The 22,194-nt window shown below is 60.7% G+C and carries 25 protein-coding genes; 11 read left to right on the plus strand and 14 right to left on the minus strand.

The features are described 5' to 3' along the window. Window positions 1–107 precede the first annotated feature (107 nt). The 6 genes from ACA058_RS29875 to ACA058_RS29900 form a co-directional block, all read right to left on the minus strand. Window positions 108–659, minus strand: a complete 552-nt coding sequence (locus ACA058_RS29875) for a disulfide bond formation protein B (RefSeq protein ID WP_497637112.1) — start codon at window positions 657–659, stop codon at window positions 108–110. Window positions 660–889: 230 nt separating this feature from the next. Then, complete coding sequence (locus tag ACA058_RS29880; protein ID WP_497637113.1) at window positions 890–2,128, minus strand: heme biosynthesis protein HemY; 1,239 nt, start codon at window positions 2,126–2,128, stop codon at window positions 890–892. Beyond that, entirely contained in the window at window positions 2,125–3,285 is a 1,161-nt protein-coding gene (locus tag ACA058_RS29885) for a uroporphyrinogen-III C-methyltransferase (RefSeq protein WP_497637114.1), read from the minus strand. Before ACA058_RS29885 ends, ACA058_RS29880 begins: the two co-directional genes overlap by 4 nt. A gap of 17 nt (window positions 3,286–3,302) precedes the next feature. Continuing rightward, complete coding sequence (locus ACA058_RS29890) at window positions 3,303–4,070, minus strand: uroporphyrinogen-III synthase (RefSeq protein WP_497637115.1); 768 nt, start codon at window positions 4,068–4,070, stop codon at window positions 3,303–3,305. Next, window positions 4,067–5,008, minus strand: a complete 942-nt coding sequence (hemC, locus tag ACA058_RS29895) for a hydroxymethylbilane synthase (protein ID WP_497637116.1) — start codon at window positions 5,006–5,008, stop codon at window positions 4,067–4,069. The genes ACA058_RS29890 and hemC overlap by 4 nt, the downstream gene beginning before the upstream one ends. A gap of 138 nt (window positions 5,009–5,146) precedes the next feature. Next, entirely contained in the window at window positions 5,147–5,893 is a 747-nt protein-coding gene (locus ACA058_RS29900) for a LytR/AlgR family response regulator transcription factor (protein ID WP_497637117.1), read from the minus strand. Window positions 5,894–6,423: 530 nt separating this feature from the next. On the opposite strand from ACA058_RS29900, the gene argH reads away from it, so the two are divergent. Beyond that, window positions 6,424–7,818, plus strand: coding sequence for an argininosuccinate lyase (gene argH / locus ACA058_RS29905; RefSeq protein WP_497637118.1), 1,395 nt, complete (start codon window positions 6,424–6,426; stop codon window positions 7,816–7,818). A gap of 97 nt (window positions 7,819–7,915) precedes the next feature. On the opposite strand, the gene ACA058_RS29910 is transcribed toward argH, so the two are convergent. Then, window positions 7,916–8,575, minus strand: a complete 660-nt coding sequence (locus ACA058_RS29910) for a glutathione S-transferase family protein (RefSeq protein WP_497637119.1) — start codon at window positions 8,573–8,575, stop codon at window positions 7,916–7,918. A 125-nt stretch (window positions 8,576–8,700) separates the two neighbouring features. On the opposite strand from ACA058_RS29910, the gene ACA058_RS29915 reads away from it, so the two are divergent. From ACA058_RS29915 to ACA058_RS29925, 3 genes are all read left to right on the plus strand, one after another. After that, complete coding sequence (locus ACA058_RS29915) at window positions 8,701–8,985, plus strand: hypothetical protein (RefSeq protein ID WP_497637120.1); 285 nt, start codon at window positions 8,701–8,703, stop codon at window positions 8,983–8,985. 85 nt (window positions 8,986–9,070) lie between these two features. Continuing rightward, window positions 9,071–9,316: a TIGR02647 family protein gene (locus ACA058_RS29920; RefSeq protein WP_034147682.1), complete on the plus strand. Its 246-nt coding sequence runs from the start codon at window positions 9,071–9,073 to the stop codon at window positions 9,314–9,316. Window positions 9,317–9,511: 195 nt separating this feature from the next. After that, window positions 9,512–12,358, plus strand: coding sequence for a class I adenylate cyclase (locus ACA058_RS29925; RefSeq protein WP_497637121.1), 2,847 nt, complete (start codon window positions 9,512–9,514; stop codon window positions 12,356–12,358). Window positions 12,359–12,365: 7 nt separating this feature from the next. Here ACA058_RS29925 and rnk read toward each other — a convergent pair whose 3' ends face one another. The 3 genes from rnk to cyaY all read right to left on the minus strand — a co-directional run bounded on the left by rnk (window position 12,366) and on the right by cyaY (window position 13,560). Then, the gene (rnk, locus tag ACA058_RS29930) at window positions 12,366–12,776 is read right to left on the minus strand and encodes a nucleoside diphosphate kinase regulator (RefSeq protein WP_497637122.1); all 411 of its coding nucleotides are present in this window, start codon (window positions 12,774–12,776) and stop codon (window positions 12,366–12,368) included. 231 nt (window positions 12,777–13,007) lie between these two features. Then, complete coding sequence (locus ACA058_RS29935; protein ID WP_497637123.1) at window positions 13,008–13,223, minus strand: DUF1289 domain-containing protein; 216 nt, start codon at window positions 13,221–13,223, stop codon at window positions 13,008–13,010. 4 nt (window positions 13,224–13,227) lie between these two features. Continuing rightward, window positions 13,228–13,560, minus strand: a complete 333-nt coding sequence (gene cyaY / locus ACA058_RS29940; protein ID WP_497637124.1) for an iron donor protein CyaY — start codon at window positions 13,558–13,560, stop codon at window positions 13,228–13,230. A 295-nt stretch (window positions 13,561–13,855) separates the two neighbouring features. Between cyaY and lptM the strand changes: the two genes are divergently transcribed. From lptM to ACA058_RS29970, 6 genes are read left to right on the plus strand one after another with little or no spacing between them, the layout of a single operon-like run. Continuing rightward, on the plus strand, window positions 13,856–14,029 hold the full coding sequence (gene lptM / locus ACA058_RS29945; RefSeq protein WP_497637125.1) for an LPS translocon maturation chaperone LptM: 174 nt from the start codon (window positions 13,856–13,858) through the stop codon (window positions 14,027–14,029). 12 nt (window positions 14,030–14,041) lie between these two features. Next, the gene (gene lysA, locus ACA058_RS29950) at window positions 14,042–15,289 is read left to right on the plus strand and encodes a diaminopimelate decarboxylase (protein ID WP_497637126.1); all 1,248 of its coding nucleotides are present in this window, start codon (window positions 14,042–14,044) and stop codon (window positions 15,287–15,289) included. Between the two features lie 4 nt (window positions 15,290–15,293). Further along, window positions 15,294–16,124: a diaminopimelate epimerase gene (dapF, locus tag ACA058_RS29955; RefSeq protein WP_497637127.1), complete on the plus strand. Its 831-nt coding sequence runs from the start codon at window positions 15,294–15,296 to the stop codon at window positions 16,122–16,124. A gap of 13 nt (window positions 16,125–16,137) precedes the next feature. Further along, complete coding sequence (locus ACA058_RS29960) at window positions 16,138–16,863, plus strand: DUF484 family protein (protein WP_497637128.1); 726 nt, start codon at window positions 16,138–16,140, stop codon at window positions 16,861–16,863. Between the two features lies 1 nt (window position 16,864). After that, the gene (gene xerC / locus ACA058_RS29965) at window positions 16,865–17,764 is read left to right on the plus strand and encodes a tyrosine recombinase XerC (protein WP_497637129.1); all 900 of its coding nucleotides are present in this window, start codon (window positions 16,865–16,867) and stop codon (window positions 17,762–17,764) included. Then, window positions 17,761–18,468 carry an HAD family hydrolase gene (locus tag ACA058_RS29970; RefSeq protein WP_497637130.1) on the plus strand — a complete coding sequence of 236 codons (708 nt, stop codon included), beginning with the start codon at window positions 17,761–17,763 and terminating at the stop codon, window positions 18,466–18,468. Before xerC ends, ACA058_RS29970 begins: the two co-directional genes overlap by 4 nt. A 188-nt stretch (window positions 18,469–18,656) precedes the next feature. Here ACA058_RS29970 and sutA read toward each other — a convergent pair whose 3' ends face one another. From sutA to glnK, 4 genes are all read right to left on the minus strand, one after another. Continuing rightward, the gene (sutA, locus tag ACA058_RS29975) at window positions 18,657–18,980 is read right to left on the minus strand and encodes a dormancy-specific transcriptional regulator SutA (RefSeq protein ID WP_497637131.1); all 324 of its coding nucleotides are present in this window, start codon (window positions 18,978–18,980) and stop codon (window positions 18,657–18,659) included. 101 nt (window positions 18,981–19,081) lie between these two features. Further along, complete coding sequence (locus tag ACA058_RS29980; protein WP_497637132.1) at window positions 19,082–19,507, minus strand: secondary thiamine-phosphate synthase enzyme YjbQ; 426 nt, start codon at window positions 19,505–19,507, stop codon at window positions 19,082–19,084. 216 nt (window positions 19,508–19,723) lie between these two features. Next, window positions 19,724–21,061 carry an ammonium transporter gene (locus tag ACA058_RS29985; protein WP_497637133.1) on the minus strand — a complete coding sequence of 446 codons (1,338 nt, stop codon included), beginning with the start codon at window positions 21,059–21,061 and terminating at the stop codon, window positions 19,724–19,726. 35 nt (window positions 21,062–21,096) lie between these two features. Then, on the minus strand, window positions 21,097–21,435 hold the full coding sequence (gene glnK / locus ACA058_RS29990) for a P-II family nitrogen regulator (RefSeq protein ID WP_002555808.1): 339 nt from the start codon (window positions 21,433–21,435) through the stop codon (window positions 21,097–21,099). A gap of 421 nt (window positions 21,436–21,856) precedes the next feature. On the opposite strand from glnK, the gene ACA058_RS29995 reads away from it, so the two are divergent. Beyond that, window positions 21,857–22,117: an accessory factor UbiK family protein gene (locus tag ACA058_RS29995; RefSeq protein WP_122841011.1), complete on the plus strand. Its 261-nt coding sequence runs from the start codon at window positions 21,857–21,859 to the stop codon at window positions 22,115–22,117. Window positions 22,118–22,194: the final 77 nt, after the last annotated feature.

The following is a 22,194-nucleotide window of genomic DNA, read 5'->3' on the forward strand; positions in this document are numbered from 1 at the left end:
AGGCAGAGCGTCATCGAGCAACATAAATCCAATGACACGTGCGGGCCAGATTATGCCCGCACGACGGTGGCTTCAAGGTACGCAGACGATAAAGTTCATACAAGTGTTTAATCTTTGGCAAGGACCCGGTGCGACGACTTGCCGCCGAGCGGTCGTCGACTGGCGCTCAAGACCAGGCGTATCAGCTGATAAATACCCGGAATCATCACCGCAACGAAGAACAGCAGACTCCATTCCGGAATACTTAAATCGAACAACGTCCAGGCGATCCGCGGACAGTCGACGGCACCCTGGAACATCATCTGCACGACGCTTAGCCACGGGGCGCTGGTGAATACCTCGGCCAGGTCAGGTGAGCAGGCGGAAAATTGATACACCGGATCGGTTTGCAGCAAGACCTGACGCCAGGCCGTGAAGGTCCCCAACAGACTGCAGAGCAGCCCGAGCAGCCAATACACAAAGGACCCCAGGCGACCAGGACCGTGCACTGAAGCCATCAGGCACAAACCGGTCAACAGCGCCAGGCAAGCCCGTTGCAACAGACACAAGCCACATGGCTTGAGGCCGACCGCATATTCCAGGTAATAGGAAACGCCCAGGGCCAGGGCGCCTGCGATGAACACAGTAAAAAACAGGGAGCGTGGGCAGGCCAACGACATGGCGTTTCCGTAACAATAAGAGTCCGACAGCTACGGTAGTGGAAAGCGCGCAACCCTTTCAAGGCGGGCAGATGCAGACATTTCAGCAAATACGTAGGGAATTCCCGACAGACATCTGAGGATCAGATGTAGTGGTCTGTAGGACTTTGCTGAAGCAGGATTGCGAAGGGAAAATTCCGACAGGTTCTGGAGCAGCGGATCGCCCATTCGAGCGATCCTTCACTCAGCGATCAACCGTGAGCCAACACCGGCAGCGGTGCCGCCAGCAAGCGTTCATCGAGCAAGCCCAGACCTTCCTGGAACAGCTGATTGCTGCGCTCGGTGTCTCCCATCTGTGCCAGCAGGCGTGCCAGTTCGGCGCATGCTTCCGGGTTGCGCTGTACTCGCAGGCTGCTTTCCAGATAATCCCGGGCCTTGCCCCACAGGCTGCTTTGCAGACACAGGCGACCCAGCGTCAGCAAAAGGCCTGGATCGGTCGGATGATCTTTCAGCCAGCCCTCGGCGAGGTGCAGTTGGCGAGCCGGGTCACTGCCCCGTACCAATCCATAGAGGCGCGCCAGATGGCTGTCGTAGTTTCGTTTCAAGGCCGTGCGCAAGACCTCTTCGGCCTGGACCTGGGCACCCAGTTGCCGCAGTTGCTCGGCATAGGCGAGCACCAATTGCGGCTCCTGGCGCTGGGCCGACGTCAGCTGTTGCCAGGCGCGATCGAGCGCTTGCAAACCGAGGGTCCCTTCCTCTTCCTGATGCGCTGCCAGGGACAGGTTCTCACCCCAGGCCCGGCGCTCCAGTTCGGCCAGTTCAGCCGCCGGCAGGACTTTGTCCTTGCGCAGCTCAGGCAGCAAGCGAATCACTGCCGACCAGTCGCCTCGCTGCTGATGCAGGCGCTGCAACTGACGCAGGGTCTGGGCGTTATGAGGGTGGCGCTCGTGCATCGCCTGCAGAGTCGCCAGGGCGCCCTCGGTATCACCGCGATCGGTCTGTAATTGGGCGTGGTTCAAGGCAATCGCCAACTCGGCCTGGGGCTGACGCTCCAGAGCACGCTCCAGCAGGTTGTCACTTTCTTCATAACGACCTTGTTCGTTCGCGGCGCGGGCAGCACCGAGGTAGTAAAGCAGCGGCTGACGCTCGGCTTCTGCGGCCCGATGCAAATGACGCTGCGCGCTGGCCCAGCGACCTTCGGCCAGATCCAGTTGCCCGTGTTCGATCGCCACCTGGACCCGGCGACTGCGATTGCGCCGTGACCACGGATTGACCACGCCACCGGAGGTCGTCACCAGTTCGACCAACGCCTTGATGCCCCAGAAGACCAGCCAGAGAACGGCAATCAAGGCCAGCGTTGCCCACAGGCTCGATTCGTAGCGAAAGCTCTTGTAGGCGATCAGGACGTAACCTGCGTGCTCGGCGATGGCCAAGCCCAGCGCAGCCGCAGCAGCAATGGCCAGGAACACGATCACATAGAGGCGCTTCATGGGGTGGCCTCCTGCGCGGCATTCGCCGCAGGTTTGGCCAGCGGCTTGATCGAGTCCTCGGCGTTGACGTTACGCCGTTCCAAATAACCCTGGACCGCACTCAGGGTTCCGGTCAGGTCCGGGGTGACCACGGAGACCGGCTGCTTGCTCAGTTCCGCCACCTGTTCGAGCATCACTTTGCTCTGAGGATTATCCGGGTTGAAGTTGCCCTTGAGCACATCCCGCGCCTCTGCCAATGCCTGCGAATACACCGCTGCCTGACCGTTGAGCGCAGCCCATTGCGCCTGCTCCAGCGACAGGCTCAGGGCGAGACGAACCTGGCTCAGGCTCTGCCCAGCGAGCAAAGGGCGGACATTTTTGTCGGCGTTGAAATCGATTCGGATGTAGCGCGAAATCTGATCCCACCATTGCGCCCAACGACTGGCGCCGTCGCCATCGGCGGTCAGCCCCAGCAGGGATTCGCCGCGGTCCTTGTACTCGGGCGCGAGCTCAGTGAGGCTGATCACCTGGTCGCGCAACGCCCCCAGCCGCAGGAACAAACCGGTGCGATCCGGCTGCTCGGTGCTGCGCAAGGCCACCAGGGTCTTGGCCACTTGCTCGCGAGCGGCGAAGGAGCCGGGGTCATTCTGTTCACGGAGAATTTCATCGGCGCCCTGCACCAGGGCCTGGGCGCTGCTGATGTCCTGCAACGCCGAAAGGCGCAGGCTGGCCAGACGCAGCAAGTGCTCGGCCTCGGCCAGACGCCAGTCCTTGCGGCTGGCGCCGAGGACGGTTTCCAGGCGTTGATTCAAGCGTTGCTGGTCGCCCTGCAACTGAATCACCAGGCGGCTGCGCTCTTCCAGTACATCGGCATTCGGCATTTGCTCCAGGCGTGCGCTCAGGCGCTGCTCGTTCAGCTTCAGGCTCTGTGCCTGATCGTTCAATGCCTGCATCTGGCTCAGTTGCTGCTGGGTATTGGCTTGCAAGTGACGCACCTGCCAGACTCCCCAACCACCCACTGCGACACCGGCGGCGCCCAACAGCAGTGCGACGATTGCCAGCCCAGTGCCTCGGCGCTGCTGTTCAGCAGGTGGTGGTCGCAGTTCATCAGAAGGTGCATCAACCGGTGCATCGAGCACTGGCCGCGAGTCATCTTTAGGCAAGGCTGTTTCGCTCACGTATCCATCCTTTGCATTTAGAGAACGGGCACGGGATGCTCCCGTAACGCCGTCAGCAAAGCCGCGGCACTGGCGCCACGACAATCCACAACTGTCAGGGCCCCGGCGGCACGTGCCAGCTCGGCGACCCTGGGGCTTGGTACAAACAACGGCAACCGCGCCAACTGCGGCCAGGCATCGCCAGCCAATTGATGCAGGTGCTCAAAACCCTGTCCACTGCTGACCACCAGCGCGTTCAGGCGTTCCGCCTCGATCCGCTGCCCCAGGGCTGCCGACGGGTATTGCGGCAGCTCGCGGCGGTACAACTCCAGATACTCGACACTAGCACCTCGCTCACGCAAACGCTCAGCCAGCAGTTCACGCCCACCCTCCCCGCGCAGGATCAGCACCCGCGGATCAGGCCGGGCGACAGCCTCGCTCAACGTTGCAAGTTCAAGCAAGGCCTCGCTGTCATCGCCTTGCGCAGGAAAGCTGACGTCCAACCCGCGACCCTCAAGGATCTGCGCCGTCGCCGCGCCGACACTGAACCACTTCACGCTCGGTGCTTGCGGGCCAAACCGGTCGAGCAGTTCGACACCGACGCGCGCCGCCGGCTTGCTGACCACGATCACCGCGCAGAAGCGATCCAGATCGCGGAACGCTTCACACATTGTCTCAGAGACCGGGATCGGCACTATGTCCAAAAGTGGCAAGCTGCTGCTGAAAATCCCCTGCTCGGCCAATAGACTGCCCAGCGCCGCCGACTCATCCGCCGGACGCGTCAGCAGCAGGCGCCAGCCTGTCACTCGTGACCTGCCTCGCCATACACCGCTTTGAGGATATCCGCGGCGCCCTGGCTCAAGAGGTCTTCGGCCACCCGCACACCCAGGGCTTCGGCATCGCCACGTGGCGCACGCGCCTGGGCACTGAGCAGCAGACCGCCACTCGGATCACCCACCAGGCCACGCAACCAGACCTGCTCGCCCTCAAGCACGGCATAGCAGGCGATCGGCACCTGGCAGCCGCCATTGAGGTGTTTATTGAGGGCGCGTTCGGCGCTCACGCGGGTCGCGGTGTCCTGGTGATGCAGCGGCGCGAGCAGTGCATGAATTTCGCTGTCTGCGGTGCGACATTCGATTCCCACCGCACCCTGGCCGCCGGCCGGCAGACTGTCGTCGACGCTGATCGCCGAGGTGATGCGATCTTCAAAGCCGAGCCGGATCAAGCCTGCGGACGCAAGGATGATGGCGTCGTACTCGCCGGCGTCGAGCTTGGCCAGACGGGTGTTGACGTTGCCGCGCAGGAAGCGGATTTCCAGGTCCGGACGACGGCTCAGCAACTGGGCCTGGCGGCGCAGGCTCGACGTGCCGACGATGCTGCCCGCAGGCAATGCATCGAGGCTGGCGTAGGCGTTGGACACGAATGCATCGCGTGGGTCTTCGCGCTCGCAGATACAGAACAGACCGAGGCCTTCAGGGAAGTCCATCGGTACGTCTTTCATGGAGTGCACGGCGATGTCGGCTTCGTTTTCCAGCAGCGCGGTTTCCAGTTCCTTGACGAACAGGCCCTTGCCGCCGATTTTCGACAGTGGTGAGTCGAGCAGCTTGTCGCCGCGACTGACCATGGGCACCAAGGTCACGAGCAGACCCGGATGGGCCTGTTCCAGACGGGCTTTGACGTATTCGGCCTGCCACAGGGCAAGAGCGCTTTTGCGGGTGGCGATGCGGATCTGGCGAGAGGACATGGATCAATCCGTACTGAATAGATACGGCGGATAATAACAGCTCAGCCAAATCCACTTTGACTTGTATCAGAAACTACTCGGCCTCCCTGGCCCCGGTTATCCGGCAATCGGGTGTGAATTCCGCCTGTGACCATCGAATCAAAGCTGTTGCATCATTTTCCGCACGCCGGCCACGTGGCGCCGACTGACGATCAATGCATCGCCATTCAGGCCCTTGAGGAACAGCTGAAAATGACCCAGCGGTGTTCGTTGCAAACGTTCGATGCGCTCGCGAGCGACCAGTGCGTTGCGGTGGATGCGCACGAAACGGTCACCGAATTCATCTTCAAGGGCTTTGAGCGGCTCATCCAGCAGCACCTCTCCGCTTTCGTGACGCAAGGTCACGTACTTGTGGTCGGCGATAAAATAGACCACCTGATCCAGGGGGATCAGCTCGATCCCCTTGCGGGTACGGGCACTGATATGGCTGCGCGGGCCACTGCCACTTTCGGCGGCGGGACGAGTCAGGGCGGCGAGTTGGCCACGATTGGGCCGTTCGGCTTTTTTCAACGAGTCATGTAATTGTTCAGTTCGCACAGGTTTCACCAGATAGCCTACGGCGCTGGCCTGTAAGGCTTCCACGGCAAATTCATCGGGCCCTGTGCAAAACACTACGGCAGGCGGGGTTTCACGTTCGCACAATCGCGCGGCCACTTGCAGGCCATCGAGGCCTGGCATGCGGATATCAAGCAGCACGATATCCGGCTTGTGGCTGTCGATCAGTGCCAACGCTTCATCGCCGTTCGTGGCGCTAGGCTCCAGGACACTGTATCCCTCGAGCTCGCCAACCATTCGGCTCAGGCGCTCGCGGGCTAAGGGGTCGTCATCAACGATCAGGACATTCATATTGCGCTGGATTCCTGCGTGAGTCTCGCACAAGGATAGCGTAGACAGGTGAAGTGACGTCCGTCACCGCGATCCACGCTAAGACTAGCGCGAGCGTCAAAAAGTGCCGCTGGTCGGGCAGCTAAATTTTCATCTGCCGGGCGATTAGCGGCCCAGGCCCGCTTTGGCGACACATCGCCACAGGGTTTGCTGATACGCAATATGAACACCCCTCTTCTTATAGTCCTCTTGCGCACCGAGAAGTGCGCTGATCCTACAGTCCAACTGTAGACGGTTGCCGGAACGATATTGCTCAAATGAAAAATATCGTTGTACTAATAGTGAAAACTGTAGGAGCGAGCCTGCTCGCGATGAACTTGAGAGCGACGGGTTTAATCAGAAAGCACGCGTTATCGTTAACGTCCATCGCGAGCAGGCTCGCTCCCACACGAGAAAACCAGTCGACCAGTGTCAGCGACAGGATTGGCAACCCTGTTATTATCCGCGGCAGCTTTCAACGCCATCTTTCTTCAGCCGATACGAGCGAATTCATGAGCACTGACAAGACCAATCAGTCCTGGGGCGGCCGCTTCAGTGAACCCGTCGACGCCTTCGTCGCCCGCTTCACCGCCTCCGTCACCTTCGACCAGCGCCTGTATCGCCACGACATCATGGGCTCGATCGCCCACGCCACCATGTTGGCCAAGGTCGGCGTGCTGACCGATGCCGAACGCGACAGCATCACCGATGGCCTGAAGACCATCCAGGGTGAAATCGAGGCCGGCCAGTTCGATTGGCGCGTCGACCTCGAAGACGTGCACATGAACATCGAGGCGCGCCTCACCGACCGCATTGGCGTGACCGGTAAAAAGCTGCACACCGGCCGTAGCCGTAACGACCAGGTTGCGACCGACATCCGCCTGTGGTTGCGTGACGAAATCGACCTTATCCTGGGCGAAATCACCCGCCTGCAAAAAGGCTTGCTGGAGCAGGCCGAGCGCGAAGCGGGCAGCATCATGCCCGGCTTCACCCACCTGCAGACGGCGCAGCCGGTGACCTTCGGGCACCACATGCTGGCCTGGTTCGAAATGCTCAGCCGCGACTACGAGCGCCTGGTCGACTGCCGCAAGCGCACCAACCGCATGCCACTGGGCAGTGCCGCGCTGGCCGGCACCACCTACCCGATCGACCGCGAATACACCGCCCAGTTGCTGGGCTTCGATGCCGTGGGCGGCAACTCGCTGGACAACGTGTCCGATCGCGACTTCGCCATCGAGTTCTGCTCGGCCGCCAGCATCGCGATGATGCACTTGTCGCGCTTCTCCGAAGAGCTGGTGCTGTGGACCAGCGCGCAGTTCCAGTTCATCGATCTGCCGGACCGTTTCTGCACCGGTAGCTCGATCATGCCGCAAAAGAAAAACCCGGATGTGCCGGAACTGGTGCGCGGCAAGACCGGACGTGTGTTCGGCGCGCTGATGGGCCTATTGACCTTGATGAAAGGCCAGCCCCTGGCCTACAACAAGGACAACCAGGAAGACAAGGAACCGCTGTTCGACGCCGCCGACACCCTGCGCGACTCGCTACGTGCCTTTGCCGACATGATCCCGGCGATCAAGCCCAAGCACGCGATGATGCGCGAAGCAGCCCTGCGCGGCTTCTCCACCGCCACCGACCTGGCCGACTACCTGGTGCGCCGCGGCCTGCCCTTCCGCGACTGCCATGAAATCGTCGGCCATGCCGTGAAATATGGCGTGGAAAGCGGCAAGGACCTGGCGGAAATGAGCCTGGAAGAACTGCGCAAGTTCAGCGACCAGATCGATCAGGACGTGTTTGCAGTGCTGACGCTGGAAGGTTCGGTGAATGCGCGTAACCATATCGGCGGCACTGCGCCGGCGCAGGTCAAGGCAGCCGTGGCTCGCGGTCAGGAATTGCTCGCCAGCCGCTAAAAGCTAAAAGCTTCGCGAGCAGCTCGCTCCCACAGGTTTGCATGATTCCTGTGGGAGCGAGCCTGCTCGCGATGACTGACTTCAGAACACTACGAATCTACTTCTTGGACGCGACCATCGCCATGAACGCTGGCATCGCCGCCTCCTTGTCCGCCGCAATCCGCTGCACGTTCGGATTGTCTTCCAGACGTTCCAGCAGCGCCTTGGCTGCCGGCAGCTCAGCCAACAGATCGATATCAAACAGCTTCTTCGCCACACCGCACGCCAGCGGCACGCTGTACAGGAAATACAGATCCGCCACGCTCAGGTTTTCGCCCGCCACGTAGGGGCTGAATTTTCCGTGCCGGCCTAGCGCCGCAATACCCTGCAATAGTTCGGTTTTGGTTTTTTCCTTGATCGCGTCCGGCACGGTCATGCCGAAAAATGCCTCGGGGTAGCAGGCTCGTCCAGGCAGTTCGATGTACAGCTCGATCTCCTTGGCCAGCGCCAGCACCTGCGCCCGCCCGAACGGATCGCTCGGCAGCAAGGGCGTGCCTTTCTGGCTGTGTTCGACGTACTCGAGAATCACACTGGTTTCATTGATGAAACCCTGCTCTGTCTGCAGCACCGGGACTTTTCCGCGCGGGCTGATGGCCAGCGCTTCAGGGCTGGTGCCCGCGTAAAACGGCACTTCTTCGAATGGCAGTCCTTTCTCCAGCAGCGCCAACTTGACCATGTTGTAGTAGTTGCTGACGGAAAATCCATAAAGCTTGAGCATCACATAGCCTCCAGGCCGTGCGGGGGTGGGCAGTGCCTGTTTATAGAACGCTCCAGGCTTTCTTGCCAGCAGCATCACGCTGCTGAATGCGGGTAAACTGGCGACCTTTCCTTGAGGAGCCTGCCATGAGCGAGCCAATCGATATCGATAACGACGAAGAAGAATTCGCCGAAACCACGCTGATCCAAGCCATCGAGAACCAGATCGAGAACGACAATCCGCCGGCCGCCAAAGCGACGTTCAACAAGCTGACGCTGGTGGGTTACGAGCGCGAGGACATCCTCAACCTGATGGCCCACGTCCTGGCCATAGAAATCGACACGATGCTCGACGAAGACCGCGCGTTCAATACCGAATGGTACGAAGCCGCGCTGCGGGCTCTGCCCGAGTTGCCGCCGGAAAAGAAATAACCCTGCCACGAACACTGGACATGCCGCGCGAGTGAGATCACCTTAGGGGCGCTGTCGCCCAATTCCTAGAAAGTCTGGAGTCCTTATGTCGCTTACCCCTGAGTTGGTTGCCGAACTGGAAGTCCTCGCACTCTTCAACCTGGACAGTTCCCAGGAAGGTTTGAAAATTCATCAGACTGCTGCCCCGAAACACATTGCCGCTGCCAAACGCCTGCATGAAAAAGAACTGATCGACCAGCCCGATGGCGGTTATCTGACCAGCCTGGGTCGTGATGCCGCGCAAAATGTTCAAACCGTTCTGACTATTCTGAGCGTCCAGGAAACAGCCTGAACTCCATCGCATTGCCCACGGAAACCCCCGCCACGGGATTTCCGCGGGCACATCCAGCTTCCTGACGTCGCCCTGCGATAGAAATCTGACGCCAGAAATACAAAATCAGCTTAAAAGTCCCGGGGCCGAGGCGCTAAACTGCCCCTCATCCCGAGAGCCTCCACGTCCGAGCCCTGCGAGCCGGTTTGAGCTGACATGACCCGCACCCATGAAATCCGCCCCGATCTGGACGAGGGAATTGACCGCAAGGTGCTCAGCCAGCTGCGCGCACGCTTCCTCAAGCTCAACGAGGGGCGCATGGCGCGTGCCATGGAAGGGCTGTCGACGCGCCAGCAAGGGGTATTGAGCCTTCTGCCGCTGTTCTTCCACGTCAATCATCCGCTGCTGCCGGGTTACGTTTCGGGCAGTACGCCGGCCGGGCTGTCGAATTTCGAGCCGGATGCCAGCGTTCTCGCCGAAGCCCAGCGCCTGACCCGTTCCTTCTCCTATAAGCCGCGCCACGGCAGCAATCCACCACGGCCGATTCACGGTCTGTTCCTGATGGGAAGCCTCGGCACCCTGGCCCAGGCTGACCAAAGTGATATGGACGTGTGGGTCTGTCACAGCCCGGATCTGAGCGAAAACGAACTCACCGAGTTGCACAGGAAATGCCAACTGCTCGAAGCCTGGGCGGCCAGCCAGGGCGCCGAGGCGCACTTCTTCCTGATCGACCCGATCCGCTTCGTACGGTGCGAGCGCGACAGCCAGTTGAGTTCGGAAGACTGCGGCACCACCCAGCATTATCTGCTGCTGGACGAGTTTTATCGCACAGCAATCTGGCTGGCGGGGCGCACGCCGATCTGGTGGCTGGTGCCGGTGTATGAGGAAGCCAACTATGACCGGTACACTCACACACTGACGTCCAAGCGTTTCATCCGCGCCGATGAAACCCTGGACCTGGGCCATCTGGCCTGCATTCCGCCCGGGGAATACATTGGTGCCGGGCTCTGGCAATTGTTCAAGGGCCTCGAGTCGCCGTACAAATCGGTGCTCAAACTCCTGCTGACCGAGGTGTACGCCAGCGAACACCCCAGAGTCCAATGCCTGAGCCTGCGCTTCAAACAGGCGGTGTTCGCCAACCGGCTCGATCTCGATGAGCTGGACCCGTATGTCGTGGTTTATCGGCGCATCGCCGAGTACCTCATCGCCCGCAACGAACTGGAGCGGCTGGAGTTGGTGCGCCGAGCGCTTTACCTGAAGGTCAATCGCAAACTCACCGGCAGTAGCGGACGTACCCAGAGCTGGCAACGCTCGTTGCTTCAGCGCCTGGCCCGCGAATGGCAATGGGACCAGCGCCAGTTGGCCCTGCTCGACAGCCGCAGCCAGTGGAAAGTCCGCCAGGTCAGCTCGGAACGCCGGGTCCTGGTCAACGAACTGAATTTCAGCTATCGCTTCCTGACCCAGTTTGCCCGCCATGAACAAACTATCAGCCTGATTAACAAGCGCGACCTCAGCGTGCTGGGCCGACGCCTGTACGCGGCCTTCGAGCGCAAGGCGGACAAGGTCGAGTTCATCAACCCCGGCATCGCCCCGGACCTGGCCGAAGACACCCTGACGCTGGTGTACGCGCCGAACAAGAAAGAACCGGACCAAAGCCAGTGGGGCTTGTACAACGGCAGCCTGACCGTCCTCGAGTGGGAACATTTCGCCCCGATCAAACGCAGTCGCCACTTACTCGAGCTGCTCGCCTGGTGCCACCGCAACGGCGTGATCGACAGCAGCACCCGCCTGGCCTTGCACCCGGGCAGCAGCGACCTGAGCGAATTCGAGCTGTTCAACCTGCTTGGCAGCCTGCAGCAGAGCATTCCCCTGCCTCTACCGACCGTCGCCGAAGAACCCCTGCTGCGCGCCAGCGTGCCCAGCGAGGTGCTGATCCTGGTAAATGTTGGCATCGATCCGCTCAAGCACCACCGCGAACTGAACATCCTGATGACCACCGAGCGCACCGACTCCTTGAGCTACGCAGGCGTGAGGGAAAACCTGGTGCTGACCCTGGATCAGGTCACGCTCAACAGCTGGAACGAGGTACTGGTCAGCCGCTACGACGGTCCCCATGCCCTGCTCGATTGCCTGCGCGACTATCTCAACGCCTTGCCCGGCGGGCCGCAGCAGCCCAGGTTGAGAGTGCGTTGTTTCTGTCACAACCGCGCGCAATTCATCGCCCAGCGCGTCGAAGACATCCTCGACACCGCGCAGAACCTGCTGCTGAGCAAACTCAATCACCGCTACCTGATCCAGATCCAGCAGCATTACCACGTGCTGGAGCTGATACCCGGCCAGGTCAATCACATCGCACTGGCCACCCTGCCGGCACTGCTCGACTACCTCGGTGAAAAACTGCCGAGCTACAGCCCGCTGCACCTGGACCCGATGGCATTGGACGACCAGGACCTGGCGCTGCTGCTGCCCATGGGTCGACCGGACTGCATTCAGGTGTTCTACCGAGTCAACGAGGCGCAGGCCGACCTGTACGTGCTCGATGAATTCAATGCCTTGTGGCAGCAGCGCCTGCCGTGGCATGACGAGCAAAGCCTGCTGGTGCCGCTGCAGCGTTTCCTGCAATCGATCCAGTACCGGCGCGACGCCGCGCTGCCGATGGATTCGGCTCAGCCTGCGAGCCTGGATACCCTGTACTACCAACTGCTGCCTTCAGGTACAGGCCGGGCACGTCGGGTGGATGCCCGATCGGCACCGCAAACCCCGGCCAACAAACCCTTCTATGACGTACAGGCGATCGTCGGCAAAGCCGCACCGGGCAAGGTACAGTTCACGTTGTATTGCAATCAGCGAGAGTTTTCCGAGCTGGAATATGGCGACCAGCTGTTCAGCGTGGTCGCTCGGGAAATCGTCGAGCAACGCCGCGAGACCGAACGCTACCGCTGCTACATCACCGATCTGGACCTTTCAGGCCTGCTCGGTGATGGTCAGGGGTCAAGCAATCTGTATTTGCGCTACAAGGCCGACCTGGAGCGCGCATTGAACGAGGCGCTCGGGCAGGTCTGAGGCGGGGTCAAACGTTGAAATCGCCACCATTGGCCGGCTGCGATTCGACGGCCAGCAGGGTCAGCTTCAACGTCTTGCCGCCCGGTGCCGGCCAGTCGATGTGCTGGCCGACTTTCAGGCCCAGCAACGCGCTGCCGACTGGCGCCAGAATGGAAATCTTGCCTTCATCGGCGTTGGCATCCTTCGGATACACCAGCGTCAGGTGATAGTCCTTGCCACTGCTCTCTTCACGGCAGTGCACACGGGAATTCATGGTCACGACATCGGCGGGCACTTCATCGTGGCCGACCAGTGTATCGGCGCGATCCAGTTCGGTTTGCAGCGCGATAACGCCCGGCAGCGTTTCATCCAGGCTGTCGATCAGACGCTCCAGACGTTGTACGTCCAGACGGGTAAGGGTGATGGAAGGTGCGGTCATGATCAGGGCAGACTCCTTTCTTCTGCACGAAAAAAGCAAAACCCCGCCAGAAAAAGGCGGGGTTTTCACAAGCCTCGATGGGTTGAGGCGTATCCGGACACTATCACAGCTCAAAAAATATACAAGCCGCCACTCGGCGGCGTAGGGGCTGCCGCAGGCTGCGATCTTTTGATCTTCGGCATTTCGCCCCACTGGAAATCACGATCAAAAGATCGCAGCCTGCGGCAGCTCCTACAAAGGTCGGCGTTTCAGAGCCTGGGCGCAGATCACCCGGCGGCGTTCGTCATCCGCCGAGCGCCATTCGCGGATGTCTTCGACATGGCGCAAACACCCGAGACAGACCTTCTGCTCATCCAGCCGACACACGCCGCTGCACGGCGAAGGGACTGCCGGGCTGATGTTGCTGTAAAGCGGCTTGGGTGGGCGGACGGACGCTGGCTGGGTCACGACGTTACAGGCCTTCGAAATCGAGTTCGACACCAGCCTGTTGCATGACGATGCGCTCAAGCATTTCGCCCAACTGCTCTTCGCTCTTGTCGCACATCCAGCGCTCGCTTTCTTCGTCGTAGTCGAAGTGGAAGCCGCCTGATATCGCCGCCAACCACAGCTGGCGCAAAGGCTCCTGGCGACTGAAGATCAACTGGCTGCCGTTTTCAAACTTGACGGTCAGCACACCGGCCGAGCTCTCCAGATCGATATCCAGGTCGCTGTCGTCAAAGATGTCCTCCAGCGTTTGCTGGGTGGCATCGACCAGATCGTGGAAACGGGCTTCGGACAAACTCATTACGGCAACCTCAAAAAGTGTCTGATCAGGCTCAAGCGCCGCAAGATACGGGCGCTGCCTGCCGAATGCAAAGGATTACGACCTGTGGGAGCGAGCCTGCTCGCGAAGGGGCCGGCACATGCAGCATCATAGTTGGCTGACCAACCGCTTTCGCGAGCAGGCTCGCTCCCACAGGGATTGCATGATACCGACTGGCATCTTGCAAGGCCCGCCGGACGGGAGCCCCGTCGCATAGGCAAGCTGCCGGGTGGCCGGTATACTCCGGCGCAATTACTGCATTTTCAAGGATTTCGCCATGAAGCGCCTGATCTCTTCCCTTGCTGCGCTCCTCGCGGTTGCCTGCCTTGTGTCGGCCTGCGGTCAAAAAGGCCCGCTGTACCTGCCCGATGAGGACCAGGACCCGGCAGAGCAGGCTCAGTCCTCGCAAAAGCAGCCGTCCAAATCGCACAAGCACGACGTCTTCCAATAATAAGGGAACATCATGGACGCTTTTAACTACCGTGACGGTGAACTGTTCGCGGAAGGTGTTGCCCTGTCTGCTATCGCCGATCGCTTTGGTACACCGACCTACGTTTACTCGCGCGCGCATATCGAAGCCCAGTACCTGGCTTATGCCGATGCACTGGCCGGCATGCCTCACCTGGTTTGCTTTGCGGTCAAGGCCAACTCCAACCTGGGCGTACTGAATGTCCTGGCGCGTCTGGGCGCCGGTTTCGACATCGTTTCCCGTGGCGAACTGGAACGTGTACTGGCCGCTGGCGGCAGCGCCGACAAGATCGTTTTCTCCGGCGTCGGCAAGACCCGCGACGACATGCGTCGTGCGCTCGAAGTCGGCGTGCACTGCTTCAACGTTGAATCCACCGACGAGCTTGAACGCCTGCAAGTGGTGGCGGCCGAGCTCGGTGTTCGGGCGCCGATCTCGCTGCGCGTCAACCCGGACGTCGACGCCGGCACTCACCCATACATCTCCACCGGTCTCAAAGAGAACAAGTTCGGCATCGCCATCGCCGACGCCGAAGACGTGTACGTGCGGGCCGCGCAATTGCCTAACCTGGAAGTGGTCGGCGTCGATTGCCATATCGGCTCGCAACTGACCACCCTGCCGCCGTTCATCGATGCCCTCGACCGCCTGCTGGGCCTGGTCGACCGCCTCGGCGACTGCGGCATCTACCTGCGCCACATCGACCTCGGTGGTGGCTTGGGCGTGCGTTATCGCGATGAAGAGCCGCCATTGGCCGCCGACTACATCATGGCCGTGCGTGAGCGCCTCGACGGTCGTGACCTGGCGCTGGTGTTCGAACCGGGCCGCTTCATCGTCGCCAATGCCGGCGTGCTGCTGACCCAGGTCGAGTACCTCAAGCACACCGAACACAAAGACTTCGCCATCGTCGACGCGGCCATGAACGACCTGATCCGGCCAGCGCTGTACCAGGCCTGGATGGACGTCACTGCCGTGCGCCCGCGCAATACCGCTGCCCGTGCTTACGACATCGTCGGCCCGATCTGCGAGACCGGCGACTTCCTGGCCAAGGAGCGTGAGCTTGCGCTGGAGGAAGGTGACCTGCTGGCCGTGCATTCGGCCGGCGCCTATGGGTTTGTCATGAGCTCCAACTACAACACCCGCGGCCGCGCCGCCGAAGTGTTGGTGGACGGTGATCAGGCATTTGAAGTGCGTCGCCGTGAGACGGTAGCCGAGTTGTTTGCTGGCGAAAGCCTGCTGCCGGAGTAAAACCATGCTGCTGCGTTTTACCAAGATGCACGGCCTGGGCAATGACTTCATGGTCCTCGACCTGGTCAGCCAACACGCGCATATTCTGCCCAAGCATGCAAAGCTTTGGGGCGATCGACACACCGGCATAGGTTTCGACCAGTTGCTGATCGTCGAAGCCCCGAGCAACCCGGACGTGGACTTCCGCTATCGGATCTTCAACTCCGATGGTTCCGAAGTGGAACAGTGTGGCAACGGTGCACGCTGTTTCGCCCGTTTTGTGCTCGACAAGCGCCTGACCGCGAAACGGCAGATCCGTGTCGAAACCAAAAGCGGCATCATCGAACTCGATGTTCGCAGCGATGGCCAGATCAGTGTCAACATGGGTGCTCCACGCCTGGTGCCGGCCGACATTCCGTTCCAGGCGCAAGAGCAGGCCTTGAACTATCAGGTCGACGTCGATGGCACGCCCGTCGAACTGGCCGCCGTGTCCATGGGCAACCCCCATGCCGTGGTGCGGGTCAGCGATATCAACAACGCACCGGTGCATGAACTGGGGCCGAAAATCGAACATCACCCGCGCTTTCCGGCGCGGGTCAATGTCGGTTTTCTACAGGTCATCGACCGGGGCCGCGCGCAGTTGCGCGTCTGGGAACGCGGGGCCGGTGAAACCCAGGCCTGCGGTACCGGCGCCTGTGCCGCCGCAGTCGCCGCGATCAGCCAGGGGTGGATGGATTCGCCACTGCTGATCGACCTGCCTGGCGGGCGTCTGTCCATTGAATGGGCAGGCCCTGGCCAACCGGTCATGATGACCGGCCCGGCAGTGCGCGTTTATGAAGGACAAGTGCGTCTTTGAGTGAGCCACAGCCATGACCGATAAGCCTCAGGTGCCAGCCCTACAGCCCGACGAATCACCGTCCGAAAGCCTGGAGGCGGCGGCAGTTGCCGCGTACCTGGAGGCTCATCCGGACTTCTTCGTCGAGCACGAAGACCTGCTTGCGTCCTTGCGCATCCCTCACCGGCGCGGTGATACCGTGTCGCTGGTGGAGCGGCAGATGACCATCCTGCGCGACCGCAATATCGAACTGCGTCATCGCCTCTCGCACTTGATGGATGTGGCCCGCGACAATGACCGCCTGTTCGACAAGACCCGCCGACTGATTCTCGCCCTGCTCGACGCCACCAGCCTGGAAGACGTAGTGATCTGCGTCGAAGACAGCCTGCGCCAGGACTTCCAGGTACCCTTCGTCAGCCTCATCCTGCTGGGCGACAACGCCATGCCGGTGGGCCGCTGGGTGACCCACGCCGAGGCACAAGTGGCCATCGGTGGCTTGCTGCTGGAAGACAAAAGCGTCAGCGGCAGCCTGCGCGAGCACGAGCTGGACTTCCTGTTCGGCGAAGAACAGCGCAAGCAGATCGGTTCCACCGCCGTCGTTGCCATCAGCCATCAAGGCATCCACGGCATACTGGCCATCGCCAGCCGCGACCCGCAGCACTACAAGAGCTCGGTGGGCACGCTGTTCCTGAGCTACATCGCAGAAGTCATGGGCCGCGTGCTGCCACGGCTCAACAGCTCCCTGCGCTCGGTACGCTGAAATGGAACGGCAACTGGACGCTTACTGCGAACACCTGCGCAGTGAGCGGCAGGTGTCGCTGCACACGCTATCGGCCTATCGCCGCGACCTCGACAAAGTGCTGGGCTGGTGCGTCAAACACAACATCGGCAGCTGGGCCGCGCTGGACATCCAGCGCCTGCGCAGCCTGGTCGCGCGCCTGCATTCACAAGGCCAATCGTCCCGCAGCCTGGCGCGGCTGCTGTCGGCAGTACGCGGGCTGTATCACTACCTGAACCGCGAAGGCCTCTGCGACCACGACCCGGCCAATGGCCTGGCACCGCCCAAGGGCGAACGCCGTTTGCCGAAAACCCTCGATACCGACCGTGCGCTGCAACTGCTGGAAGGTGGCGTGGAAGACGACTTTCTGGCGCGCCGGGATCAGGCGATCCTTGAACTGTTCTACTCCTCCGGGCTACGCCTTTCGGAGCTGACCGGGCTCAATCTCGACCAGCTGGATTTGGCGGACGGTATGGTCCAGGTCCACGGCAAGGGCAGCAAAACCCGCCTGCTGCCAGTCGGCAAAAAAGCTCGCGAGGCGCTGGAACAGTGGCTGCCACTGCGGGCCATGGCCAATCCGGCGGACGATGCGGTGTTCGTCAGCCAGCAAGGCCGGCGTCTGGGACCGCGGGCGATCCAGTTGCGGGTCAAGGCTGCGGGCGAACGCGAACTGGGGCAAAACTTGCACCCGCACATGTTGCGACATTCCTTCGCCAGCCACCTGCTGGAGTCCTCCCAGGACCTGCGGGCTGTCCAGGAACTGCTCGGCCACTCCGACATCAAGACCACCCAGATCTACACCCACCTGGATTTCCAGCACCTGGCAACCGTCTACGACAGCGCCCATCCACGGGCCAAACGCATTAAAGGCGACGATTCATGACTCTCCAACTGATCACTTTCGACCTCGATGACACCCTGTGGGACACCGCCCCGGTGATCGTCAGCGCCGAAGCCGTATTGCGTGAATGGCTGACTGAACATGCACCAGATTTGGGCGCGGTGCCGGTGGAGCATTTGTGGGCCATTCGCGAACGCATCCTGAGCATCGAGCCGGCACTCAAACACCGAATCAGCGCCTTGCGTCGGCGCGTGTTGTTTCAAGCGTTGGAAGAAGCCGGGTACGCCCACGCTGAAGCGTCGGACCTGGCCGATCAGAGCTTCGAAGTCTTTCTGCATGCCCGGCATCAGCTGGAAATCTTCCCGGAGGTGCAACCAACCCTCCAGGCACTGGCCAACCATTACACCCTCGGCGTGGTCACCAACGGCAACGCCGATGTGCGCCGGCTGGGGCTGGCGGACTACTTCAAGTTTGCGTTGTGCGCCGAAGACATTGGCATCGCCAAACCCGATGCGCGCTTGTTTCATGAAGCGCTGCAGCGTGGTGGTGCAACCCCGGAGATGGCGGTGCATATCGGCGATCATCCAGGTGATGACATCGCTGGCGCCCAGCAAGCAGGGCTGCGCGCAATCTGGTTCAACCCGGCGGGCAAAGCGTGGGAAGCCGAAAAGGCCCCGGACGCCGAGATCCGCAGCCTGACCGAGTTGCCGGCGTTGTTGGCGTTGTGGAATTCAGCTTCGGCCTGACACAAAACCCTGTAGGAGCAAAGCTTGCTCGCGATAGCGGTGTGTCAGTCGATATAGATTTTCAATGTTCAGCCGCCATCGCGAGCAAGCTTTGCTCCTACAGGTGTGGCGCCGAGCCTGATCCTTTTGTATCACCCATGAAAAAGCCCGCAGCGACGGCGGGCTTTTTCAGCAAGCGCGTAGCAGGCTCAGATAGGCCGGCTGCCGTACTTGTTGTCAGGCTTCTTGGGCGGATCGGCGACCACATTGGCCTCCACTTCCTGCACCCTGCCGCCACGAGCCAGGAACTCTTCCATGGCCTTGGCCAGGGCGTCACGCTCCTTGTTCTTGGCTTCGACACTCGGCAGTTCATCTACCGATACCGCTGCCTTGGCCTTGCCTTTGGCGGTCGGAACGGGGGCATCACCGCCGTCGTCTTCAGCGACGTCTTCCGCCGCGGCTTCCAGCCCTTCTTCGGTTTCGTCGTCGTCGCCTACTTCGAGGTCGTCGTTTTCCAGATCATCGTCGCTCATGTTCTACCTCATGACTTGCGAAAAGCAGATTAGTTATAGCCCAGCTTTGCCCTCTGTCGAAGGCTGCCGGAAAAAAATCAACAGCCGCTGCTGACCAGCGGTTATGCCCCTTCACCGTGCACGGTGGCGAGGACTTTACGGGCACCGCCATGATCACGGTGCTCGCCCAGATAAATGCCTTGCCAGGTCCCTAACGCCAGTCGGCCCGCCGAAATCGGCAAACTGAGCTGACAGCCAAGCACGCTGGCCTTGAAGTGCGCCGGGAGGTCGTCCAGGCCTTCGTCGTTGTGCTCAAAGCCGTCTGTTCCTTGTGGGATCAGACGATTGAAAAATCGTTCGAAGTCGCGACGTACCGCCGGATCGGCGTTTTCGTTGATGGTCAACGACGCCGAGGTATGCTGTATCCACAAATGCAACAGACCGACCCGACACGCCTTGAGTTCAGGCAAACCGGCGAGTAACTCGTCCGTTACCAGATGAAAGCCCCGGGGCCTTGCCCGCAGGGTAATCAGAGTCTGTTGCCACATACAGTTCTCCGTACGTTCGGGGCGCATTCTAGCGCGCTCTGGGAAAAAACAAAGGCCCTGATCATCCATCATTCCTGTAAGCCTTCGACCGTACAAATACACCCGACGCAAACATCGTAAAACCTGTAGGAAAAAACCTTTCAGCTCGACCTTCCATGTCAAATTTCGGACAAAAAAAATGCCCGGCAAGCCGGGCAAGTTTTTTCATGCGCGTGCTTACAAGTTGTAGCCGCGTTCGTTGTGAAGCGCCAGATCGATACCGACCGCTTCTTCTTCCTCGGTGATACGCAGGCCCATGACGGCGTCCAGGACCTTGAGGATGATGTAGGTGACGATCGCGGTGTAGATCACCGTGAAACCCACGCCCTTGAGCTGAATCCAGACCTGTGCACCGATATCGGTGACAGTGCCGAAACCACCCAGGGCCGGTGCAGCGAACACACCGGTAAGGATCGCGCCGAGAATACCGCCGATACCGTGCACACCGAAGGCGTCCAGGGAGTCATCGTAGCCGAGCTTGCGTTTCAGGGTAGTGGCGCAGAAGAAGCACACCACGCCCGCTGCCAGACCGATCACCAGGGCGCCCATCGGGCCCACGGTGCCAGCGGCAGGAGTGATCGCAACCAGACCGGCCACGACACCCGAAGCAATACCCAGTGCGCTTGGCTTGCCGTGGGTGACCCACTCGGCAAACATCCAGCCCAGAGCAGCAGCGGCGGTAGCGATCTGGGTTACCAGCATCGCCATGCCGGCAGTGCCGTTGGCCGCCGCAGCGGAACCGGCGTTGAAGCCGAACCACCCGACCCACAGCATCGCGGCGCCCATCAGGGTGTAACCCAGGTTGTGCGGCGCCATCGGGGTGGTCGGGAAGCCTTTGCGTTTGCCCAGTACCAGGCAGGCAATCAGACCGGCCACACCGGCGTTGATGTGCACCACGGTGCCGCCGGCGAAGTCCAGTACACCCCAGTCCCACATCAGGCCGCCGTTGCCGGACCAGACCATGTGTGCGATTGGTGCATACACCAGGGTGAACCAGATACCCATGAAGATCAGCATCGCGGAGAATTTCATCCGCTCGGCGAAGGCACCGACGATCAGCGCCGGGGTAATGATGGCGAACGTCATCTGGAAGGTGATGAACACCGCCTCAGGGAACAACGCTGCCGGGCCGGTCAGGCTGGATGGCGTGACACCGGCGAGGAAGGCCTTGCCCATGCCACCGAAGAACGAGTTGAAGTTGACGACGCCCTGCTCCATGCCGGTGGTGTCGAACGCGATGCTGTAGCCATAAATGACCCACAGGACGCTGATCAGACCGGTAATGGCGAAGCACTGCATCATCACGGAAAGAATGTTTTTGGAGCGGACCATGCCGCCGTAGAACAGCGCGAGGCCGGGAATGGTCATGAACAGCACGAGGGCTGTCGAGGTCAACATCCAGGCGGTGTCGCCGGAGTTGAGGACTGGGGCCGCCACTTCGTCTGCCGCCATGGCCAGGCAAGGCATTACGAAGGACAACAGGGCTCCTAGCCCTGCGATTTTACGCAGAGTCATTTTGTTTTCTCCTGGGGCGTTGGGTTTGTGGCGGCTTAGATTGCGTCGGTATCGGTTTCGCCGGTACGGATGCGAATCGCCTGTTCAAGATTGACCACGAAGATCTTGCCGTCACCAATCTTGCCGGTGTTGGCCGCCTTGGTTATCGCCTCGATAACCCGGTCGAGATCCTTGTCGTCAATGGCGACATCAATCTTCACCTTTGGCAGGAAATCGACCACGTACTCCGCGCCGCGATACAGCTCGGTGTGACCCTTCTGCCGACCAAAGCCTTTGACTTCAGTAACGGTAATGCCCTGCACGCCGATCTCGGACAACGACTCGCGCACATCGTCCAACTTGAACGGCTTGATGATGGCAGTGACTAGCTTCATGAAAACTCTCTCCCGAATTTGGTGGACTTGCCCCAGGAAAACAAACCCGTCTCAAGTCTAAGCGCAGTGCCTGGCTTTGTAACGCATCGTCGGCCTTACGTGCCCGTCCGACGCCAGCTAACCGCTCCTTGCGAAACACTCCCCGCGTTTCGCCTGGCGCACTGCATTCGTCACAGCGACTGCATCAGTGCATGGGTTATCAGCATCTAAGCAGAAAGCTTGCCATCTCTACAAAACACATTGATTTCAAGCCTTTGCCAACAGATCGCGACCACTTCACAACAACACCCAACGCGTTACGCACAACAACGGTGCAATGCCGTCCGTCCGCATGCGCGAAAAGCGTGCATCCCTTGCCTGCGGAATTGACTATAGACACTGCGTGATACACTGCTTGCCATTGCTACCAGGACATTCCCCCATGCTCGCGCCCAAAGACTTCCTCGACGCCCTGACAGGCACCGCCTCCCGCCTCTTCAGCGGCGACACTCCACTGCCGAAAAGCGAAATCGAAAGCCAGTTCAAGGCGCTGTTGCAGAGCGGGTTCAGCAAGCTGGATCTGGTTAGCCGGGAAGAGTTCGATAGCCAGATGGTTGTGTTGGCGCGCACTCGCGCCCGCCTCGAAAGCCTTGAAGCGAAAGTGGCGGAGATGGAAGCGAAGCTGAACCCACCAACCGAATAACACCACGGTCCCTGTGGGAGCGGACTTGCCCGCGATTGAAGGTCGGCACGACCTTCAGCTTCACCTGTAGGAGCTGC

The organism is Pseudomonas sp. LBUM1649 (assembly GCF_059716155.1).

What these genes read in the sequence shown, in the direction of transcription:
- glnK (WP_002555808.1), bottom strand. Translation starts at nt 21,435, where the DNA reads ATGAAGCTAGTCACTGCCATCATCAAGCCGTTCAAGTTGGACGATGTG.
- ACA058_RS29900 (WP_497637117.1), bottom strand. Translation starts at nt 5,893, where the DNA reads ATGAATGTCCTGATCGTTGATGACGACCCCTTAGCCCGCGAGCGCCTG.
- ACA058_RS29960 (WP_497637128.1), top strand. Translation starts at nt 16,138, where the DNA reads ATGACCGATAAGCCTCAGGTGCCAGCCCTACAGCCCGACGAATCACCG.
- lysA (WP_497637126.1), top strand. Translation starts at nt 14,042, where the DNA reads ATGGACGCTTTTAACTACCGTGACGGTGAACTGTTCGCGGAAGGTGTT.
- ACA058_RS29985 (WP_497637133.1), bottom strand. Translation starts at nt 21,061, where the DNA reads ATGACTCTGCGTAAAATCGCAGGGCTAGGAGCCCTGTTGTCCTTCGTA.
- argH (WP_497637118.1), top strand. Translation starts at nt 6,424, where the DNA reads ATGAGCACTGACAAGACCAATCAGTCCTGGGGCGGCCGCTTCAGTGAA.
- ACA058_RS29925 (WP_497637121.1), top strand. Translation starts at nt 9,512, where the DNA reads ATGACCCGCACCCATGAAATCCGCCCCGATCTGGACGAGGGAATTGAC.
- hemC (WP_497637116.1), bottom strand. Translation starts at nt 5,008, where the DNA reads ATGTCCTCTCGCCAGATCCGCATCGCCACCCGCAAAAGCGCTCTTGCC.
- ACA058_RS29920 (WP_034147682.1), top strand. Translation starts at nt 9,071, where the DNA reads ATGTCGCTTACCCCTGAGTTGGTTGCCGAACTGGAAGTCCTCGCACTC.
- rnk (WP_497637122.1), bottom strand. Translation starts at nt 12,776, where the DNA reads ATGACCGCACCTTCCATCACCCTTACCCGTCTGGACGTACAACGTCTG.
- ACA058_RS29875 (WP_497637112.1), bottom strand. Translation starts at nt 659, where the DNA reads ATGTCGTTGGCCTGCCCACGCTCCCTGTTTTTTACTGTGTTCATCGCA.
- ACA058_RS29970 (WP_497637130.1), top strand. Translation starts at nt 17,761, where the DNA reads ATGACTCTCCAACTGATCACTTTCGACCTCGATGACACCCTGTGGGAC.
- ACA058_RS29915 (WP_497637120.1), top strand. Translation starts at nt 8,701, where the DNA reads ATGAGCGAGCCAATCGATATCGATAACGACGAAGAAGAATTCGCCGAA.
- dapF (WP_497637127.1), top strand. Translation starts at nt 15,294, where the DNA reads ATGCTGCTGCGTTTTACCAAGATGCACGGCCTGGGCAATGACTTCATG.
- ACA058_RS29880 (WP_497637113.1), bottom strand. Translation starts at nt 2,128, where the DNA reads ATGAAGCGCCTCTATGTGATCGTGTTCCTGGCCATTGCTGCTGCGGCT.
- ACA058_RS29980 (WP_497637132.1), bottom strand. Translation starts at nt 19,507, where the DNA reads ATGTGGCAACAGACTCTGATTACCCTGCGGGCAAGGCCCCGGGGCTTT.
- xerC (WP_497637129.1), top strand. Translation starts at nt 16,865, where the DNA reads ATGGAACGGCAACTGGACGCTTACTGCGAACACCTGCGCAGTGAGCGG.
- cyaY (WP_497637124.1), bottom strand. Translation starts at nt 13,560, where the DNA reads ATGAGTTTGTCCGAAGCCCGTTTCCACGATCTGGTCGATGCCACCCAG.
- ACA058_RS29995 (WP_122841011.1), top strand. Translation starts at nt 21,857, where the DNA reads ATGCTCGCGCCCAAAGACTTCCTCGACGCCCTGACAGGCACCGCCTCC.
- sutA (WP_497637131.1), bottom strand. Translation starts at nt 18,980, where the DNA reads ATGAGCGACGATGATCTGGAAAACGACGACCTCGAAGTAGGCGACGAC.
- lptM (WP_497637125.1), top strand. Translation starts at nt 13,856, where the DNA reads ATGAAGCGCCTGATCTCTTCCCTTGCTGCGCTCCTCGCGGTTGCCTGC.
- ACA058_RS29910 (WP_497637119.1), bottom strand. Translation starts at nt 8,575, where the DNA reads ATGCTCAAGCTTTATGGATTTTCCGTCAGCAACTACTACAACATGGTC.